The following is a 20,431-nucleotide window of genomic DNA, read 5'->3' as shown; positions in this document are numbered from 1 at the left end:
TTCTATATGGATAAAAAATTAGTCACCAAATAGGAGGGAAAGGTGTTGGAACAGAAAGATTTTCAATTAAACGATGTTGTTGAAATGAAAAAGGCTCATCCATGTGGGACAAATCGTTGGAAAATTATCCGCCTCGGCATGGATATTCGGATAAAATGTGAAGGTTGTGAACATAGCGTGTTAATTCCGCGAAAGGAATTTACACGTAAAATGAAAAAAGTAATCGAGCGGCAGGGAGAATAATCCTGCTTCTTTTTTTTACCGAATATATTATAGTTTTAACTATAGATTACTAGAAAAATGGGGATGGTAAGGTTGGAAAAGGTTTTTCATTCAGCATGCCCGTTAAACTGTTGGGACAACTGCGGTTTTACAGTGACGGTTGAGGCTGGGAAAATTAAAAAAATTGAAGGGGATGCAGACCACCCAATTACGAAAGGGAAAATATGTGCGCGCGGCCGAATGCTAGAAAAGCGAATCAATTCTAGCAAACGCCTCCTATATCCATTAAAAAAAGTAGATGGACAGTTTTCTCGAATTTCTTGGGAGCAGGCTTTAGATGAAATTGCTGCGAAGCTACAGGAATATAAACAACGATTTGGAACTACGTCGGTATTGCATAGTCATGATTATGCGAATGGCGGTTTTTTAACGAACTTAGATCGTCGCTTTTTTAATTGTTATGGGGGCGTAACTGAATTGACAGGGTCCATCTGTTGGGGTTCTGGAATTGAAGCGCAAAGATGGGATTTTGGTGATGCGTATAGTCATGCACCTGAAGATTTACTGAATAGTAAAACGATTATTGTATGGGGGAGAAATGTTGCTCGGACGAATATGCATTTATACGAGCAACTTCAGAAGGCGAAAAAAGGTGGAGCAAAACTCATTGTGATCGACCCGATTTATAATGCAACAGCAAAAATTGCTGATGAATATATCTCGATTAAACCAGGTTTTGATGGATTTCTCGCAGCTGGGATTATGAAGGAAATCATCCGTTTACATCTAGAGGATAAAGATTTTATTGAGCATTATTCATTAGGTTTTGATGGCCTTGTTGAAACCTTGGATGAAGTTATGTTGGAGGATATTCAAACTTATACAGAGGTCTCGAGCGAAACGATGACGATGCTTGCTAAAACCTATAGTGAGCGTCCAGTTGCGACGATGCTTGGCTTAGGGATGCAGAGATACGCCAATGGCGGAAATACGATCCGACTCATTGATGCGCTCGTTGCCATCAGTGGGAATGTTGGAATTTCCGGCGGGGGCGCAAATTATGCGAATCTCCATGTAGGACAGAGCTTTAATGTTGAAGCAATTACAATGCCAAGCCGTAAACAGGCAAGTCGTACGTTTTCAATGATGAAGCAGGCGGAGGGGATATTAACTGCTGTTGATCCAGAAATTAAAATGGCTGTCGTGACATGCGGCAATCCGCTTACACAGATTCCTGATACAAATAAGGCGAGAAAAGCATTCGTCTCCTTAGAGACGCTTGTAGTCATCGATCAATATATGACTGATACAGCAGAATTGGCTGATTATGTATTACCTGTAACAGCAGCGTTTGAAACAGAGGATATTTACTATTCTTCGATGTACCATCATTATGTCAATCATGGACCAAAATTAGTCGAGCCACCTGGTGAGGCAATGACGGATGCTTGGATTTGGACAGAACTTGCGAATCGTCTTGGCTTTGGTGATGCATTTTCCTTTACACGTGAACAATGGCTTGAGTCAGGACTGTCTTTTTTACACGAAAAGGGGATTACGCTAGAACAATTGCGGCAAAGGAAATTCGCTGAATTACCTGTTGAAAAGATACCTTGGAAAGAGAAAAAATTTCAAACACGAAGCGGTAAGTATGAATTTTCCTCAAAGCAGTCACCGGGAGGGCAATTATCTTTATCTTTCCCGATTGAAACGAAATGGACGAATCCAACACTTGCTGCAAAATATCCTTATACATTGTTGACGATTCATCCGCTTCGGTCGAATCATTCGCAAAACTACCATCTCTTGGAAAAGGAGCCGATTGTCAAAGTTGAGATTGCTGAAGATATTGCCGAAGCTAAAGGATTGAAAGCTGGCGATCAAGTAAGAGTATGGAATGATCGCGGGGAGATTTTTGGAACGGTCGTGCTCTTTAAAAAAGCTCATCCCGGGACAATAAATATTGATGAAGGAATATGGCGTAAATTTGGCGGCCCAGTCAATTTATTGACGTCAGATCGTGAATCAGATAATCGCCAAGGAAGTACAATTTATGATTGTCTCGTAAATATCGAGCGTAATTAGAAAGGCAGCCATTTTCGGCTGCTTGTCTTTTTTTCCTTAACTATCTATAATTGTGAGAGGCATTTTGTAGATAGTTTTTAGTTTAAATAGAGGTAGAGGAGTGACAAGGATGGCCTTAACAGCTGGGATCGTCGGGCTTCCGAACGTAGGGAAATCGACGTTATTTAATGCAATTACACAGGCAGGTGCAGAGTCTGCGAATTACCCTTTCTGTACAATTGATCCGAATGTAGGCATTGTTGAAGTGCCAGATCATCGTTTATTAAAATTAACAGAGCTTGTGCAACCGAAAAAAACGGTGCCAACTGCATTTGAATTTACAGATATAGCTGGGATTGTAAAAGGTGCAAGCAAAGGAGAAGGACTTGGAAATAAGTTTTTATCCCATATCCGTGAGGTTGATGCCATTTGTCAAGTGGTTCGCTGTTTTGCTGATGACAATATCACCCATGTCTCCGGGAAAGTGGATCCGATTTCTGATATTGAGATAATCAATTTGGAGCTGATATTAGCCGATCTCGAGTCCGTTGATAAGCGAATTAGCCGTGTGGAGAAGTTGGCTAAGCAAAAGGATAAGGAAGCTTTAGTTGAGTTCCCAATTTTAACGAAGCTAAAAGAGGCATTGGAAAATGAAAAGGCTGCCCGTACAGTCGAATTGACCGAAGAGGAAGCAAAGTTTGTGAAGGGACTTCATTTGTTAACGACAAAGCCGATGCTTTATGTGGCAAATGTTGGCGAGGATGACGTTACCGATGCAACAGAGAATGACTATGTACAAAAAGTACGTGAATTTGCCGAAGAAGATAATGCTGAAGTGATTGTCGTTTGTGCAAAAATTGAAGAGGAAATCGCTGAGTTAGAAGGCGAAGAAAAGGAAATGTTCCTTTCAGAGCTAGGAATTGAAGAATCTGGCTTAGATCAGCTAATTCGTGCGACATACAGTCTCCTTGGTCTTGCTACTTACTTCACTGCTGGAGTTCAAGAAGTTCGTGCTTGGACTTTCCGCCATGGCATGAAAGCGCCGCAATGTGCTGGAATCATTCACTCTGATTTTGAACGAGGGTTTATCCGTGCTGAAACCGTTTCTTTCGAGGACCTCATGGCAGCAGGCTCAATGACTGCGGCAAAAGAAGCCGGCAAGGTTCGATTAGAAGGAAAAGAGTATGAAGTTAAAGACGGAGATATTATTCATTTCCGCTTTAACGTGTAAAGTTACCCGCAGACATTCTGCGGGTTTTTTTTCAAAGAAAAGAAAGTATATAATTTTTGGTCTACCACAGTCATTCGTGCTGTGGTATTTTCGTTTAACATTTTACGGCAATTTTTTTCGGTAAACACAATCATTGGAAAGCTTTTATAAGAAAACACGGTGCTAAAATCCTTCCTATTGTAATCAAGGGTGATTGGGGAAATTAAGGTTTTTGTTTGTGAAGGTTGTCTTGATGTTCGATTGTAAAGGTCGTTTCTGCACAACTTGTTCTGTTGGTGAAAGCGAAGACTAACTGAGGATGAGTTGATGAAGGGTTAAGAGACATGTTTCTTGGCATAAAATGAGTCTACGTTCAGCCATTCAAGGTCAAGTTGCTTAAGCGTTTGTTAGTTTTGCCATCGGAAATTTTAATCCGAGTACTGGGTAAAAGCACGGATAATTTTTTTGGTTTTTCCGGAAGAGGTCATTTATGGACATTTGACCGAAGAGATTTGTAGGCTTTTTAACCGATAATGCTAGTAACGCGATTTTTAATCCAAGTACTCGTATTAAAAACACCAAATTTCCTTGGTATATTGCTAGTACTCGTAATAAAACGCTGTAAAATGAAGGGTTAATCCGAGTACTAGCAATAAAATGAGGTCAGAAGGCCGATATAATCCAAGTACTAGCAATAAAAAACGGCCCAAAACCGGTTTAATCCAAGTACTAGCAATAAACCATCCTTAAAATCACGGTTAATCCAAGTACTAGCAAAAAACATAACCTATCTATGAACGATCCACCTTTTTAATCCAAGTACTGGGAATAAAAAGCCTTCATTTTCACAATCAAATGAGTTGTTAATTAATCATAGAGAACTATGTAGGTGGTCCGTTTATTTATTAAAAAATCATTCATGTCCTACTGTGAACATTTTGCGTTTTTCCCTTATAACCCCCGAAGAAACGTTAATTTAACTAGAATATATAACATTGGATAAAAGGACCGGGCAGTTTTTGGAGGACGCTGAAAATCCATTGGTTATTTGAAAAAATGTAATTTTAAAAATTAAAAAACGACTCTAAATTCATATTTTGAATGTTAGAGTCGTTTTTTATGTGAATGAAGGACCCAATATCCCTTAGTTAAAACCGCTATTTTTAGCTTCTATACTTAAATTTAGTCTAAGTTAAAGAACTCTGTTGATTGGAGTGGAAGGCGGCGAAGACTCCTGCGGGAGTGCAAGGCCAAGGGAGACCCCGCAGGCGCGAATAGCGCTGAGGAGGCTCCTGGACTGCCCGCGGAAAGCGAAGCCGCCTGGAACGTAAATCAATAGCCAAGTTTTAACCCCTAGTATAATTTAAGGGACTTTTTTAGTGGCCTCAAGTTTTTGCCCGGTTTTTCTTTCAGTCAAAGTATTCCGGTATGCGCTGCTGATTTTAGTTATGATTGGACAAAAACACGAACATATGTTAGTATTCTATTTGTGGGATAATAGCAATCTTTCCGCTGTCTGATTGAAAGGGAATGTTGCATTAAACTTGGAAGATAATGAAGGTATAAAATTTTTTGAGTTAGAAAATGTCTAGCTCCAGCGCCTAGCCCCGACTGGTCTAGCCACTCCAGATTTGAAGACAAAGAGCGTCTTCTAATCTGGAGCGTCTTATGCTTGTCGGGGCTGACCAAGGCGCTTGCGCTTTTCTTTTTCCTATGCTATAATTTTTTCTTGTGAGTATTGTAGTAATGTACAATTGCTCCTTGCCCATTTAACTATGGGCCGTTAGTCCAAAAGGAGGTGACAGAGATGAGAAAGTACGAGATTATGTACATCATCCGCCCAAATATTGAAGATGAAGCGAAAAAAGCGTTAATTGAGCGTTTTAGCGGGATCTTAACTGAAAATGGTGCGGAAGTAACAGAAGCAAAGGACTGGGGTAAACGCCGCCTTGCATATGAAATCAATGATTTCCGTGATGGCTATTACCAAATCCTTCAAGTAAGTGCTGAACCAGTTGCGGTTGATGAATTCTCCCGTTTAGCAAAAATCAGCGAAGATATCATTCGCCACATCGTAGTTAAAGACGAAAAATAATATTTATATATATAACTTCCTTGAGAATGTTTCAATGGAACATTGTGGAAGGAAAAGGGGTTGATACTGATGATGAATCGTGTAATTCTTGTTGGCCGTCTGACGAAGGACCCGGAACTTCGATATACACCGAATGGCGTAGCTGTTGCTTCTTTCACCTTGGCTGTTAACCGAACGTTTACGAACCAGCAAGGAGAAAGAGAAGCAGACTTTATCAATTGTGTAATTTGGCGCCGCGCTGCTGAAAATGTTGCAAACTTCCTTAAGAAAGGAAGTCTTGCAGGAGTCGATGGCCGCATCCAAACTCGTAGTTATGAAGGACAAGACGGAAAACGTGTATACGTTACAGAAGTAATGGCAGAAAGCGTTCAGTTCCTTGAGCCTAAGAGTCAGAATCAAAACGCTGACAGAGGAGAAGGTTTTGCCTCGCGCCCAAGTGGTGGACAAGATTACCCCATTGGAAATCAGAATCAACGCCAACCTCAAAAGAATACAAGATTGGATGAAGATCCATTTGCAGGTGGCGGTCAAATCGACATCTCAGATGATGATTTGCCATTTTAATCTTGCTTGATAACGGAAAATAAAATAAAAAGGAGGGAAACAGTCATGGCAATGGGAGGACGTAGAGGCGGTCGTGCAAAACGCCGTAAAGTTTGCTATTTCACAGCAAACGGAATCACTCACATCGACTATAAAGAAGTAGATCTTCTTAAAAAGTTTATCTCTGAGCGTGGTAAAATCTTACCTCGTCGTGTAACTGGAACTAGCGCTAAATATCAGCGTAAATTGACAGTTGCAATTAAACGCGCTAGACAAATGGCATTATTGCCATTTGTATCAGGCGAATAATGTACGGAACATAAAAGGCAGCGGGCTATCCGCTGCCTTTTGTTATAAGGATAATGGTCCTTAGTTGAATCTTAACTAGGTACTAAGATAAAATAGTTTTTAACTAGAAATTTTCTTGTTAAGAGGTGGAAAGTTGAAACATAAGAATACATATAAGCTAACAGAAGGTGCAATACTTTTAGCAATCTTTACGGTTTTATTATTGCTCACATTATACATACCTGGTTTAGGCTTAGTCGTGAACTTTTTCTTAGCCTTGCCATTCATGATGTTTGCTGCTAAATATGATAACAAAAGTGTTGTTATTTTCACAATTGCTGCTGTCTTACTTTCGCTTATTTTTGGCACTTTCCTGGCGATTCCATTTACACTTCTCTATGGATTGACCGGGGCGATTATGGGGATATTTATCAGAAAAGAGAAAAGCAGACTGGCTGTTTTCGTAGCTGGGTCGCTTACATTTTTGGTGAATACCGTCATTCAGTATGCAGCTTCCGTTGTTTTGTTTAATATCAATATGATTGAAGAGTTTATAGTAACTTTTCGCGAGTCGATTCGTACATCGATGGATATGTTGCAAAATATGGGGCAGTCTGTCGATAGGACAATGATTGAACAAATGGAAGCTTCAATTACATTAATGGAAACGTTAATGCCAAGCATGTTTGTAATTGCTTCTTTTTTCATTGTTTTTATCGTGCAACTTGTTTCTTTCCCGGTTTTAAGGCGATTTGGAATCGCTATAAAGACATGGCCGCCGTTTAGAGATTTACTTTTGCCGAAGAGCTTGCTTTGGTACTACTTGATTGCTTTGTTTGCTTCTTTATTTATGCAACCTGACCCCGGAAGTTATTGGTATTGGGCATTAACGAATCTCCTATTTGTTTTACAATTCTTTATGATGCTTCAAGGTTTTTCGTTCATTGCATATTTTTTGCATGCAAAAGGGGTTTCAAGAGCAATTTTTATACTCATTATTATCCTCGCTGTCTTCATTCCGTTTGTTCTTTATATTGTGAGGATATTAGGTATAATTGATTTAGGCTTTGATTTACGGAAGAGGTTGTTTGATAAGAAATAACCGGAAATTACTGTTATAGGAGCTGAGTACATGCCTTCATTTTTGGAAAGGCGACAAATACGGTATCCTTTATATGGGTTAGTGGTGATGATCCTAATCTTCCTTGCGTTTTTGTTTTATTATAATTGGATATTGGGAGTACTAGGCTATTTAGCAACGGCGTTATTCCTTCATTTTATTGTAAAAGTAAAAGAGCAAGTGAAAACGGAGATACAGGAGTATATTTCTACCCTTTCTTACCGCGTGAAGAAGGTTGGGGAGGAAGCTCTCATGGAGATGCCGATTGGAATTATGCTCATTAATGATGATTTTATGATTGAATGGGCGAACCCATATATTTCGTCTTATTTCAATGAAGATACACTCGTAGGAAAGTCGCTTTATGATGTAGCTGATGCAATTATTCCTTTAGTTAAACAAGAGGTGGAAACGGAAATCATCTCAGTGAAAGATCGGAAATTCCGTGTCGTTCATAAGGCGGAAGAGAAGTTGCTCTATTTCTTTGATGTAACGGAACAAATGGACATAGAAAAGCTATATCACGATGAGAGAACCGTGATTGCTTATATCTTTCTCGACAATTATGATGAACTAACGCAAGCAATGGATGACAAAACGAAAAGCAACTTGAATAGTCTTGTTACCTCGATTATAAATCAATGGGCAACCGAAAATGGTGTCTTTCTAAAGCGGGTTTCTTCAGAACGTTTTATCGGTGTCTTTAATGAGGAAATCCTTAAATTCCTTGAAATAGGTAAATTTTCGATTCTTGATGAAGTTAGAGAAACATCAGCGAAGCAAAATGTTCCGCTAACGTTAAGTATCGGTGTTGGCATGGGAATTTCCTCTTTACCTGAATTGGGAGAACAAGCACAATCGAGCTTAGACCTTGCACTCGGACGTGGAGGGGACCAAGTAGCGATTAAACTCCCGAATGGAAAAATTAAATTCTACGGTGGGAAAACAAATCCGGTAGAGAAACGTACACGCGTAAGGGCAAGGGTTATTTCTCACGCCTTACGTGATTTGGTTGGCGAAAGCGACAAAGTCATTGTAATGGGACATAAATATCCTGATATGGATGCAATCGGTTCTGCAATCGGAATTGTTAAAGTCGCGCAAATGAATAAACGCGAAGGGTATGTTGTCGTTAATCCTCAAGAAATGGATTTGAGTGTGCAAAGGTTGATGGAGGAAATTAGGAAAAACGAAGATTTATATTCCTGCTTTATCACACCTGAGCAGGCCTACGAATTGGCCGGTGATGATACACTTCTAGTTATTGTTGATACACATAAACCTTCGATGGTGATTGATGAACGCTTATTGTCGATGATGGAAAATGTTGTTGTCATTGACCACCACAGGCGCGCTGAAGAATTTATTAAAAATCCCTTGCTCGTTTACATGGAGCCTTATGCTTCATCGACAGCCGAACTTGTTACTGAATTATTGGAATACCAGCCGAAGAATGATCGAATTCGAATGTTGGAAGCGACCGCGTTACTTGCTGGAATCATTGTTGATACGAAAAGCTTTACGTTAAGAACGGGTTCACGGACATTTGACGCGGCCTCTTATTTGCGCAGCCATGGGGCCGATACGATCCTTGTCCAAAAGTTTTTAAAGGAAGATATTGAAACCTTTATAAGACGTAGCCAAATTATTGAAAATGTTTACTTTTATTATGAGGGGATTGTCATTGCTTGTGCAGATGAAATGGAAGTGAATGACCATGTCATGATTGCTCAAGCAGCCGATACATTGTTAACAATGGATGGGGTATCTGCTTCATTCGTTATCTCAAACAGAGAAGATGACCTTGTCGGGATTAGTGCAAGATCCCTTGGTGAAGTGAATGTACAAATAATTATGGAAAGCTTAAATGGCGGCGGGCATTTAACGAATGCGGCAACACAGCTTTCCGATGTCACACTTGAAGAAGCAGAAGAGATGTTAAGAGATGCAATTGCAGATTATTTAGAGGGAGGAAATAAAGAATGAAAGTCATTTTTTTAAAAGATGTAAAAGGTAAAGGAAAAAAAGGGGAAGTCAAGAATGTTGCAGATGGGTATGCTCAAAACTTTTTAATTAAGCAAGGACTTGCGGTCGAGGCAACTTCTGCCGCAATTAGCTCACTTAATGCGCAAAAGAAGAAAGAGGAAAACGAGGCGGCAGAAGAACTAAAACAATCGAAAGAACTAAAGGGGAAAATCGAAAAGCTAACGGTTGAATTAACGGCTAAATCTGGCGAAGGTGGGCGTCTTTTCGGTTCGATTACAAGCAAACAAATTACCGAAGCATTGCAAAAACAGCATAACATTAAGATTGATAAAAGAAAAATGGAGCTCGAGGATGCAATTCGTGCGCTTGGCGTTACAAAGGTACCGGTTAAACTTCATTCTGAAGTGACAGCGACTTTAAATGTCCATGTGAAAGAAGGAAACTAAAATTCCCAGTTCATTTACAAATTAAACATGTTACAATAGGTGAGAAATGTCGAATCGGATCTAATTTCTTTTTTGGTTATTTTTTTGTGATTAGTTTTATGCTGATCACTTTTTTTCTTCCTGTCTTTAACAGGGTATTGAGAATATCGTCTAAACAGGAGGTTTTTGCAAATGAATGAATTATTTGCTGATCGTCTGCCGCCGCAAAACATTGAAGCTGAACAGGCGGTGTTAGGGGCGATTTTTTTAGAGCCGTCCTCTTTAACGGTTGCTTCTGAGGTTTTGATACCAGAAGATTTTTATCGAGCAGCACATCAGAAGATTTTTAATGTCATGCTGAGTTTGAATGACCAAGGGAAAGCAGTTGACTTAATCACGGTTACTGAAGAATTAGCTGCGGCTAAATTACTAGAGGATACTGGAGGCGTCAGCTATTTAAGTGAACTAGCAGCGTCTGTTCCTACTGCAGCTAATATTGAATATTATGCTCGAATAGTTGAAGAAAAGTCGTTGTTGCGAAGATTGATTCGAACAGCGACGTCAATTGCCCAAGATGGATATACGAGGGAAGATGAAGTCGATTCGCTATTAGGAGAAGCCGAGAAAAGCATATTAGAAGTGGCACAACGGAAAAATGCCGGAGCGTTCCATAATATTAAAGATGTGTTGGTACGTACGTATGATAATATTGAATTGCTTCATAATCGTGTTGGGGATGTCACTGGGATTGCGACAGGATTTGCGGAACTGGATCGGATGACTGCTGGTTTTCAGCGAAATGATTTAATTATTGTTGCCGCCCGTCCTTCTGTTGGTAAAACAGCATTTGCCTTAAACATTGCCCAGAATGTGGGGACAAAGACAGGGGAGAATGTTGCGATTTTCAGTCTCGAGATGGGGGCAGAGCAGCTTGTCATGCGGATGATCTGCGCTGAAGGAAATATCAATGCGCAAAACTTAAGAACCGGATCTTTAACAGATGAAGATTGGGGAAAATTAACGATGGCGATGGGCAGTCTATCGAATTCTGGTATTTTCATAGATGATACACCAGGAATTCGCATTAGTGAAATTCGTTCGAAATGTCGTCGTCTGAAACAAGATCAAGGCCTTGGAATGATATTGATTGACTATCTTCAACTGATTCAAGGAAGCGGTCGTTCCGGTGAAAACAGACAGCAGGAAGTGTCTGAGATTTCCCGCTCACTTAAATCATTGGCCAGAGAGTTAGAAGTGCCAGTCATTGCATTGTCACAGCTTTCGCGTGGAGTGGAACAACGTCAAGATAAACGGCCAATGATGTCAGATATTCGTGAATCAGGGAGTATTGAGCAGGACGCGGATATCGTTGCTTTCTTATACCGTGATGATTACTATGATAAAGAGTCAGAGAATAAGAACATTATTGAAATCATTATTGCTAAACAGCGTAACGGTCCAGTTGGAACGGTCCAGCTAGCGTTTGTAAAAGAATACAATAAATTTGTTAACTTGGAGACAAGGTACGGAGATCCATCCATGCCTCCAGGTGCATAAAAAGATTAGCCTCAACATAGGTTAATCTTTTTCTTTTTTATAGAATAAGAGAGTGTTAGATTTTCACGAACATATTACTAGTTTCATATAGTGATTGTTCGGGTTTTATTGACTTCCCTTGGTATTTATTGTTAAAATTACCATGTTGAGTAAGGAATAATGGAACTTTTACATATGAACCTATGGAGGTGCTTCGAATATGTCATCAGTTGTTGTTGTTGGATCCCAATGGGGAGATGAAGGAAAAGGGAAGATTACTGATTTTTTATCCGAAAATGCTGAGGTAGTTGCTCGCTATCAAGGTGGGAACAATGCGGGTCATACGATTAAATTTAACGGGGAAACGTATAAATTGCACTTAATTCCATCTGGGATTTTCTACGATGATAAAATTTGTGTGATTGGGAATGGGATGGTTGTTGACCCTAAAGCGTTAGTACAAGAACTCGCATATTTACATGAAAGAAATGTGAGTACAGCTAATTTACGTATTAGCAACCGGGCACATGTTATCTTACCTTATCATTTAAAACAAGATGAAGTGGAAGAAGCACGTAAAGGCGAGAATAAAATTGGGACAACGAAGAAAGGGATCGGACCAGCTTATATGGATAAAGCGGCTCGAATAGGGATTCGGATTGCTGATTTGCTTGATCATGAAGTATTTGCAGAGAAGTTGACTCGGAACCTTGAAGAAAAGAATCGTTTGTTTGAACGAATGTATGAGACAAGCGGTTTTAAGTTTGAAGAGATCCTTGAAGAATATTATGAATATGGCCAACAAATTGCCCACTATGTTTGTGATACATCTGTCGTTTTAAATGATGCGTTAGATGAAGGTCGTCGTGTTCTATTTGAAGGGGCCCAAGGGGTTATGCTTGATATTGACCAAGGGACGTATCCGTTTGTCACTTCTTCCAATCCAGTGGCAGGTGGAGTAACGATTGGATCCGGTGTTGGACCAAGTAAAATTAACCATGTTGTCGGCGTGTGTAAAGCCTATACGACAAGGGTTGGAGATGGTCCATTCCCAACGGAGCTTACGAACGAAATTGGCCAGAAAATCCGCGAAATTGGCCGGGAATACGGAACGACGACTGGAAGACCACGCCGTGTCGGCTGGTTTGACAGTGTTGTCGTTCGTCATGCGCGCAGGGTTAGTGGCTTAACTGATTTATCGTTAAACTCAATTGATGTGTTAACTGGAATTGAAACGTTGAAGATTTGTATCGCTTATCGTCATAAAGGAAAAGTAATTGAGGAATTTCCGGCAAGTCTTAAGATGCTAGCTGAATGTGAGCCTGTGTACGAAGAATTGCCAGGTTGGACAGAGGATATTACTAGCTGTAAATCGCTTAATGAACTGCCAGTGAATGCAAGACATTATATCGAGCGTGTTTCGCAACTAACAGGTATTCCGCTATCGATTTTCTCTGTAGGCCCAGACCGCAATCAGACAAATATTGTTCGCAGTCCTTGGCGTCAGATTTAGGTCTTTTTCAAAGAAGCAGTTTTTTCGTGAAAGCTGCTTCTTTTATTTAAAACTAGGCTAAGTTTAACATAGCCTAAAACTAAAAAAACTTTTTTCAAAAAAGCCCTTGTACAATTTCTAACAGCATGATATTATAAGAAAGTCGTTTTGAATCGACGGGAAATTTGTCGAAAACAATCGTTTTTAACAATATAGATTCAAATTGTTTAAGAGGATAAGTTTAAAGATAAGAAATAAGTATTTACGAGCCATTAGCTCAGTTGGTAGAGCATCTGACTTTTAATCAGAGGGTCGAAGGTTCGAGTCCTTCATGGCTCACCATTTTAAAATATATGGCCCCTTGGTCAAGCGGTTAAGACACCGCCCTTTCACGGCGGTAACACGGGTTCGAATCCCGTAGGGGTCATTTTACATATAATATTGTACAATTAAATATTATTTTGGCTCAGTAGCTTAGACGGTAGAGCACGATTGAATAAGCTACTTTGAAATAACATCAGCGTACCAGCCGAGCCGCATCTTGATTAATCATCCTGAGGCTGGGATGATGGACTAGCAGAAACAATAAAGCGGAACTAAATACTGTTTTGGCTCAGTAGCTCAGTCGGTAGAGCAATGGACTGAAAATCCATGTGTCGGCGGTTCGATTCCGTCCTGAGCCATTAAAAAAGGGAGCGTGTAATCAATACACGTTCCTTTTTTTCTTTCCTCCTTTATATTACAAATATTACGAAAAGATTACAAAAATAATTATTTAACTGTTAACACTGTATTAATAGTTTGTAATTAAACTCAAATAATTATGGATAGGCAAAACCTCCTATGAACCCCCTATATTACAACATTTTTCGACTTTATTCCCTAAAATTATGGTCCTAATTCCTCTGTATAAATCAAAACAGGATGTCAGTTTTTATACATTTCTGTTACATTATGAAAATAGGTTTTGAATTATGGTAACCTATAAAAGGTTGCTTTTAAACTATTATATTTTTTATAGATTGGTACTTTTAGAATGTTTTGTACCTGCAGGAGGATGTAAGACAAGATGAAGACAAAATTGTCACGATTAGCAGCAAAGATGAATAAAGGAATTCTATCGACATTGGCCGCTGTAACACTTGCATTAGGCACAGTACATATAACCGCAACAGCAAAAGCAGAATTAACTACTGTTTATCATGTATACATAGAAGATCAATTTATCGGTACGGTCCAAGATAAAGCCAGTGTAGAAGCGCTTATTGAAGGAAAAACAAATAGCTTGCAAGAGCAATATAAAGAAGTTGATCTAGAAGTCGGTGGAGATTTATCCTATATTCCTGAACAAGTATTCTCGACCGTTTCTACAACAGCTTCAGATAAAGTTTTAGAAGGACTTGAAGGTCAATTGAGCGTACAAGCCAATGTTTCAGCGCTCGTAATTAACGGAGAAGCAGTTGCTTATGTAAAAGATGAAGATTCCGCAGCGAAAGTCATTAATAACCTTAAACTGGGGCATGTAAGCGAAGAACAGCTTACACAGTTAGAAAACAGCAACGGAGAAGAAACGACTCCATTAAAGGAAAATGAAACACGTATACTAGACGTCCGTCTAACGGAGGACGTTTCAATAGCAGAGGAAAAAATAGATCCACAAGAAATTTTATCTGTGGAAGCAGCGATGGAGCTCATTAAAAAAGGAACATTGGAAGAAAAGAAATACGAAGTTCAACCAGGTGATGTCCTTGGAGGGATTGCGAATTCCCATGGTTTAACTTTAAAGGAATTGCTGACGATAAACCCACAATATAGTGAAGAATCGGTATTGAAACCAGGCGATGAACTTGCTGTGACGTATCATGAACCTTTAGCGAAGGTGATTGTTGAGAAAGAAGTGTATCAAACGGAGAAAATATCATATGAAAAAGAAGTAATTGAGGATGACTCACTGCTTAAAGGTGAAACGAAAGTTAAGCAGTCAGGGAAAGACGGAGTTAATGGTATCACTTATAAAATCACGGAGCAAAACGGAATCGTGATAACTAAAGAGGCAGCAGAGACGAAAGTCATTGAAGAGCCTGTAAAAGAAGTGATTATTAAAGGGACGAAAGTGATCCCTTCCCGTGGGACAGGCAGCTTTGTTTGGCCAACAAACGGCGGGTATATTTCAAGTAAGATGGGCTATCGTTGGGGACAAATGCATAAAGGAATTGATATTGCTCGTCCAAACAATCATACAATTAAAGCAGCCGATAATGGAAAAGTTGTTTCAGCTAGCTATGATGGTGGATATGGCAATAAAGTCGTCATTGACCATCAAAATGGCTACCGTACAGTCTATGCGCATTTGGCATCCATTTCGGTCAGCCCAGGGCAAACAGTAGAAAGAGGCGCGAAAATCGGTGTTATGGGTTCTACGGGGCATTCAACCGGTGTCCACTTACACTTTGAAGTATACAAAAACGGTAGTCTAGTCGACCCGCTAAGTCTTTATTAAGAGAAACAGTCTCTAGCCATTTGGACTAGAGGCTTTTTTCTTATTTTAAAAAGAGAATTCAGTTTTCCCTCGTAATAAAGTAGAATAAGAAGAATAGGGGTTTGAATGACAAGCCAATAGGATTAATATAAAGTGAAACTTCCATCAGTGGGGGGTTCTTCCATTCCCCACTGATGGTTAGTTGAACCAATCGGGCTTTTACGGACAGTTGATCCCCCACTTAACCTTCCTCGATTTCCTCTAAGTCTTGAAGTGGGACTGTCCGTTAACCTACGATAAAAATGAAACAGAAAAAGGAGATTCAAATGGAGAAAAAAATTCTGGTTGTTGATGATGAAAAGCCAATTGCTGATATATTACAATTCAATCTGAAAAAAGAAGGATATGAAGTTCATTGTGCTTATGATGGAAATACAGCAGTTGAGATGGTTGAGGAAATTCAACCAGATATTATTCTTTTAGATATTATGCTTCCATTAAAAGATGGGATGGAAGTATGCCGTGAAGTGAGAAAAAAATACGATATGCCAATCATTATGCTAACAGCGAAGGATTCGGAAATCGATAAAGTATTAGGCTTGGAATTAGGAGCAGATGATTATGTTACAAAGCCATTTAGTACGAGAGAGCTCATTGCTCGTGTAAAGGCAAATCTCCGCCGCCATCAACAAATAAGTGCTCGAGCTGAGGAAGAAGTGGAAACGAATGAGATCACCATTGGTTCATTAACGATCCATCCAGATGCCTATGTTGTCTCAAAACGGGGGGAAACAATTGAATTAACCCATCGTGAATTCGAGTTGCTTCATTATTTAGCAAAACACTCTGGACAAGTGATGACGAGAGAACATTTGCTGCAAACCGTTTGGGGTTATGACTATTATGGGGATGTTCGTACGGTCGATGTAACCGTTAGACGCTTGCGGGAGAAGATTGAAGATAATCCAAGCCACCCATCATGGATCGTGACTCGTAGAGGAGTCGGCTACTATTTGAAAAACTCTGAACAGGAGTAACGATAGCGGATGAAAAAAGTTAGTTTTTTTCGCTCAATCCATTTTAAATTTGTCATTATTTATGTATTGCTCATTTTGATTGCAATGCAAATTATTGGTGTATATTTTGTCCGGCAATTAGAAGATACCTTAATGACGAATTTTCAAAACTCGCTAAAACAGCGAATTAATATGCTCGTTTTTGACTTAGAAGAAGAAATGGTCATGGAACGGGGGAAGGAAGATTCAACGAAAGAGGAAGCCATTCGCCAAGTATTACGCGATTATAAAACCTCTGATATTTCGGAAATCCGCGCGATTGATGGGAATAATTTTCGCATTATCGGCACATCTGATGCTAGTAAGCAAGGGGTTGTCGGTCAAAGGACGACAGAATTAAAGATTAAACGATCGATTGCATTGGACCGTGATGAAGGAAGTATCCAAATTGATACGCAATCGGGAAATCGAGTATGGGTACAATCATCGCCGATCCGCTCGAACGGAGAGGTGATCGGAGCGGTATATTTAGTAGCAAAGGTTGAAGATATCTTTTCACAAATGAAAGATATTAATAAAATTCTTTTCACTGGCACGGCGATTTCCTTAATATTAACTGCCCTCCTAGGAATTTTCCTGGCCCGAACGATTACGCGCCCAATTGCTGATATGAAGAAACAAGCGCTCGCGATGACGCGCGGAAACTTCACACGCAAAGTAAAAGTTTATGATAATGATGAAATCGGCCAGCTGGCAATGACATTTAATGATTTAACAAAAAAGCTGCAAGAAGCACTCTCAGTAACTGAAGGTGAAAAACGGAAGCTAAGTTCGGTTATTTCCTATATGACGGATGGAGTCATTGCGACTGATCGAAGAGGAAAGATTATTTTAATCAATGAACCGGCTGCGAAAATGTTGGATGTTCCACGTGAAACAGTGTTATCCAGTTCAATTCTTTCTGTGCTCGGAATTGAAGAGGACTACACATTTGAGGACTTGTTCCAAGAGCAAGAATCGGTTATTCTCGATTTTAGCACAGAGAAAAATCACTTGATTTTAAGGGCAAACTTTTCCATTATCCAAAAGGATAGCGGGTTCGTCAATGGAGTCATTGCTGTGTTACATGATATCACAGAGCAAGAAAAGATTGAGATGGAACGGCGTGAGTTTGTTGCAAATGTTTCGCATGAATTGCGAACACCACTTACGACGATGCGCAGCTATTTAGAAGCATTAGCCGATGGTGCGTGGAAAGATGAAGAAGTTGCACCGAAATTTTTACAAACGACGCAAACGGAAACAGAAAGAATGATCCGCTTAGTAAATGATTTATTAAAGTTATCGAAAATGGATAGTAAAGATTATCGGTTATCGAAAGACTGGGTTGACTTCACAATGTTTTTCAATCGAATCATTGATCGTTTTGATTTATCTAAAAGGCAAAATGTCACATTTAAGCGTGAAATTCTGGATCAATCGATTCTTATTGAAATTGATGGAGATAAGATTACACAAATACTTGATAATATTATTTCTAACGCGATTAAATATTCCCCTGAAGGCGGACAAATTACCTTTAGAGTGAAAGAGGAGGAAAATCGCATTATCGTTAGTGTGTCTGATGAAGGGGTCGGAATTCCAAAGAAGAACATCACTAAAATCTTCGACCGCTTTTATCGGGTAGATAAGGCCCGTACTCGTAAGTTAGGTGGTACAGGCTTAGGTTTAGCAATTGCAAAGGAAATGGTAAATGCCCATGGAGGGGAAATTTGGGCAACGAGTGTTGAAGGGAAAGGAACGACCGTCTTTTTTAGTCTTCCTTATGACCGGACAGTAGAGGATGATTGGTCATGACATATGAGAATATCAAAACAGGCATTTTAATCATTCTTATTGCTTTAAGTGGAATCTTAACTTGGAGCGTTTGGACTTTCCAACCTAAGTACGAAACGATGGGGAATGAAAGAACAGTAAATGAAGTGGCAATTGGTGAAAAAAAAGAAGTTAAACAGATCATCAAGCCACATCAAGTGGTTTTTCATCAAGGAAATCGGCAAGTTGGAATCATCGACTCTAAAGAAATGGATGAATTCATCTCTTTAATTAGCCAGTGGAAATATTATGATGTTAAAAAGTTTTCTGATGAATCTGCAGCATGGAAAAAAGAAGTTACCAATGGAATTTTTACAGAAATCATTTTTCCAGAAGTCGTTCCGATTGATGCGTATAAGCGAGTATTAAATTTCCAAGACGATAATTTACCTAAAATTGAATTTGACCGCATCATTATTGATAGTTCCACGAGCGGGAAACAAGAGGGCGAGATTTATTTCTATTCGACAAAGACAGAACAAACATTTAAAAGCTATGTTAGTTTAACCGCCATCAATGAGTTTTCTGATGAATACGAACAAAAAACAGCAGAATATGCTTCTTTCAATGGTTATGACTTGCCGAGCGGGAAAAATGTCTATTTACCGAGTGAAGAAACAGAAATGAAAAGCTACACTTACTATCGGAACCCGATTGAATCTGAGGAATTGAAAAATGCCTTATTTCGAGACCCTAGCTTTGTCCAAAGGAGTTTTGTTCCTGATGGCGAAGAATATGCAGATGAAGCGAGTAAAATGACTGTCGATAATAATACGAATATCATTTCCTATATTAGTCCATTTAGAGAAAGCGAAACGGGAGTTGGTCCGGAAAACCTCGTTCAAAAAAGCATTGATTTTGTCAATGTCCATAGTGGCTGGACGGATCATTTCCGTTATGCTTATAAAGATGATCGGAACCAAAAAGTGGTTTTTCGAATGTATACGGAGCAAGGTTATCCAATCTTTAACCAGATTGGGATGTCAGAAATTATTCAAGAATGGGGCCATTCCGAAATTAAACGTTATAATCGGCCAAGCTTCTATTTGGAAATTCCCCTGAATTCAGGAATGAGGACAGAAGTCTTTCCGTCCGGCCAAGAAGTGATTGATTTCTTGCTTGAGAAGGAAGGAATGAATCATGAATTAATCGAAAATGTTTCGCTTGGTTATTATATGTTAAGCAATCCGAACGATTCCTCACTCATCTATTTGGAGCCAGGGTGGTTTTATCAATATGATAATGTCTGGTTTGAGCTAAAGCTTGAAGAAGAGGTGCCGAACAATGGATTGGGGTAAAATTAAAACCATTTTCATTATCAGCTTTCTCCTCCTTGATATTTATTTAATTTATCAATTTGTTAATACACGGAGTGAGGCGAAATATGAAGTCATAAAAGAAGCCACCATTGATGAGCGATTAAAAAATGATGATATTGTTTACGGTGAATTACCACAAGAACTCGGGAAAGAAAGATATATTAGTGTAAAACCGAAAACTTTCACTGAGGTTGAGCCGGTATCAAATGTCCAGAAATTCATTGATCATGATGGGACGATGATTTTTGGGAAATTTGAAGAGCCCATTCCTGTTGATGAAAAATTCAACACTGACGATTTTTCGGTCATTGTAAAGGCGATTGTTGAATATGGAGGACAGTATCGGTTTTGGAAAAAGGACGATATTGAGGGGACAATTACGTATTATCAGCTTTATGATGGAAAAATGATGTATCGCAACCGAAGCGGGAAATTGACATTTTATTTTAATGAAAATAATGAAGTAACCTCGTATGAACAAACATTTATTGAAGAAATTGAGGAAATGTCAGAGGAGCAAGAAGTCCTCACTTCACTAGGGGCAATTGAAATCTTATATAAAAAAGGAATGTTAAAGCCAAGAAGTGAGATTACAAAAATCGAATTTGGCTATTCGACATTAATTCAACTTGCTGCCTCACAAGTGTTAGCACCAACATGGAGAATTGTCGTAAATGAAGAGGAAGATCTTTTTGTTCATGCTTTTGAAGGACAAGTGATTCAATTTAATGATGAAGAGACAGAGATAACGGAGTGAAATG

At 39.3% G+C, this 20,431-nt stretch carries 16 protein-coding genes, 3 tRNA genes and 1 pseudogene; all 20 read left to right on the top strand.

What is annotated here, in order from left to right; translation table 11 throughout:
• Nucleotides 1-45: 45 nt before the first annotated feature.
• The 20 genes and pseudogenes from GNT69_RS05380 (at nucleotide 46) to GNT69_RS05290 (ending at nucleotide 20,427) form a co-directional block, all read left to right on the top strand.
• Complete coding sequence (locus GNT69_RS05380; protein WP_203553893.1) at nucleotides 46-243, top strand: DUF951 domain-containing protein; 198 nt, start codon at nucleotides 46-48, stop codon at nucleotides 241-243.
• Nucleotides 244-306: 63 nt separating this feature from the next.
• Nucleotides 307-2,307 carry a molybdopterin-dependent oxidoreductase gene (locus tag GNT69_RS05375; protein ID WP_203553977.1) on the top strand — a complete coding sequence of 667 codons (2,001 nt, stop codon included), beginning with the start codon at nucleotides 307-309 and terminating at the stop codon, nucleotides 2,305-2,307.
• Nucleotides 2,308-2,416: 109 nt separating this feature from the next.
• Complete coding sequence (gene ychF, locus GNT69_RS05370; RefSeq protein WP_203553892.1) at nucleotides 2,417-3,517, top strand: redox-regulated ATPase YchF; 1,101 nt, start codon at nucleotides 2,417-2,419, stop codon at nucleotides 3,515-3,517.
• A 110-nt stretch (nucleotides 3,518-3,627) separates the two neighbouring features.
• A pseudogene (locus GNT69_RS26155) lies at nucleotides 3,628-3,806 on the top strand (IS91 family transposase); the annotation flags it as partial.
• 1,497 nt (nucleotides 3,807-5,303) lie between these two features.
• A complete protein-coding gene (gene rpsF / locus GNT69_RS05365; RefSeq protein ID WP_203553891.1) occupies nucleotides 5,304-5,591 on the top strand; it encodes a 30S ribosomal protein S6 in 288 nt (95 codons plus the stop codon).
• 69 nt (nucleotides 5,592-5,660) lie between these two features.
• Complete coding sequence (gene ssb / locus GNT69_RS05360) at nucleotides 5,661-6,155, top strand: single-stranded DNA-binding protein (protein WP_203553890.1); 495 nt, start codon at nucleotides 5,661-5,663, stop codon at nucleotides 6,153-6,155.
• A gap of 51 nt (nucleotides 6,156-6,206) precedes the next feature.
• Nucleotides 6,207-6,443: a 30S ribosomal protein S18 gene (gene rpsR / locus GNT69_RS05355; protein WP_203553976.1), complete on the top strand. Its 237-nt coding sequence runs from the start codon at nucleotides 6,207-6,209 to the stop codon at nucleotides 6,441-6,443.
• A 133-nt stretch (nucleotides 6,444-6,576) separates the two neighbouring features.
• Entirely contained in the window at nucleotides 6,577-7,524 is a 948-nt protein-coding gene (locus GNT69_RS05350; protein WP_203553889.1) for a YybS family protein, read from the top strand.
• A gap of 30 nt (nucleotides 7,525-7,554) precedes the next feature.
• Complete coding sequence (locus GNT69_RS05345) at nucleotides 7,555-9,528, top strand: DHH family phosphoesterase (RefSeq protein ID WP_203553888.1); 1,974 nt, start codon at nucleotides 7,555-7,557, stop codon at nucleotides 9,526-9,528.
• Nucleotides 9,525-9,974, top strand: a complete 450-nt coding sequence (gene rplI, locus GNT69_RS05340) for a 50S ribosomal protein L9 (RefSeq protein WP_203553887.1) — start codon at nucleotides 9,525-9,527, stop codon at nucleotides 9,972-9,974. Before GNT69_RS05345 ends, rplI begins: the two co-directional genes overlap by 4 nt.
• A gap of 171 nt (nucleotides 9,975-10,145) precedes the next feature.
• Complete coding sequence (dnaB, locus tag GNT69_RS05335; RefSeq protein WP_203553886.1) at nucleotides 10,146-11,510, top strand: replicative DNA helicase; 1,365 nt, start codon at nucleotides 10,146-10,148, stop codon at nucleotides 11,508-11,510.
• Nucleotides 11,511-11,709: 199 nt separating this feature from the next.
• Entirely contained in the window at nucleotides 11,710-13,002 is a 1,293-nt protein-coding gene (locus tag GNT69_RS05330) for an adenylosuccinate synthase (RefSeq protein ID WP_203553885.1), read from the top strand.
• A 245-nt stretch (nucleotides 13,003-13,247) separates the two neighbouring features.
• A tRNA-Lys gene (locus GNT69_RS05325) sits at nucleotides 13,248-13,323 on the top strand.
• A 13-nt stretch (nucleotides 13,324-13,336) separates the two neighbouring features.
• Nucleotides 13,337-13,408: transfer RNA gene (locus tag GNT69_RS05320), tRNA-Glu, on the top strand.
• A gap of 183 nt (nucleotides 13,409-13,591) precedes the next feature.
• A tRNA-Phe gene (locus GNT69_RS05315) sits at nucleotides 13,592-13,664 on the top strand.
• Nucleotides 13,665-14,050: 386 nt separating this feature from the next.
• Entirely contained in the window at nucleotides 14,051-15,481 is a 1,431-nt protein-coding gene (locus GNT69_RS05310) for a M23 family metallopeptidase (protein WP_203553884.1), read from the top strand.
• A 305-nt stretch (nucleotides 15,482-15,786) separates the two neighbouring features.
• Nucleotides 15,787-16,497, top strand: a complete 711-nt coding sequence (gene yycF, locus GNT69_RS05305) for a response regulator YycF (RefSeq protein WP_203553883.1) — start codon at nucleotides 15,787-15,789, stop codon at nucleotides 16,495-16,497.
• A 9-nt stretch (nucleotides 16,498-16,506) separates the two neighbouring features.
• Entirely contained in the window at nucleotides 16,507-18,333 is a 1,827-nt protein-coding gene (gene walK, locus GNT69_RS05300; RefSeq protein WP_203553882.1) for a cell wall metabolism sensor histidine kinase WalK, read from the top strand.
• Nucleotides 18,330-19,649, top strand: coding sequence for a YycH family regulatory protein (locus GNT69_RS05295; RefSeq protein ID WP_203553881.1), 1,320 nt, complete (start codon nucleotides 18,330-18,332; stop codon nucleotides 19,647-19,649). Before walK ends, GNT69_RS05295 begins: the two co-directional genes overlap by 4 nt.
• Nucleotides 19,636-20,427: a two-component system regulatory protein YycI gene (locus GNT69_RS05290; protein WP_203553880.1), complete on the top strand. Its 792-nt coding sequence runs from the start codon at nucleotides 19,636-19,638 to the stop codon at nucleotides 20,425-20,427. Before GNT69_RS05295 ends, GNT69_RS05290 begins: the two co-directional genes overlap by 14 nt.
• The last annotated feature ends 4 nt before the right edge of the window (nucleotides 20,428-20,431 follow it).

Source organism: Bacillus sp. B15-48, assembly GCF_016879755.1.
Taxonomy (GTDB): domain Bacteria; phylum Bacillota; class Bacilli; order Bacillales; family Cytobacillaceae; genus Mesobacillus_B.
Note: the sequence above shows the minus strand (reverse complement) of the source record. Positions and strands in the feature narration are given on the sequence as shown.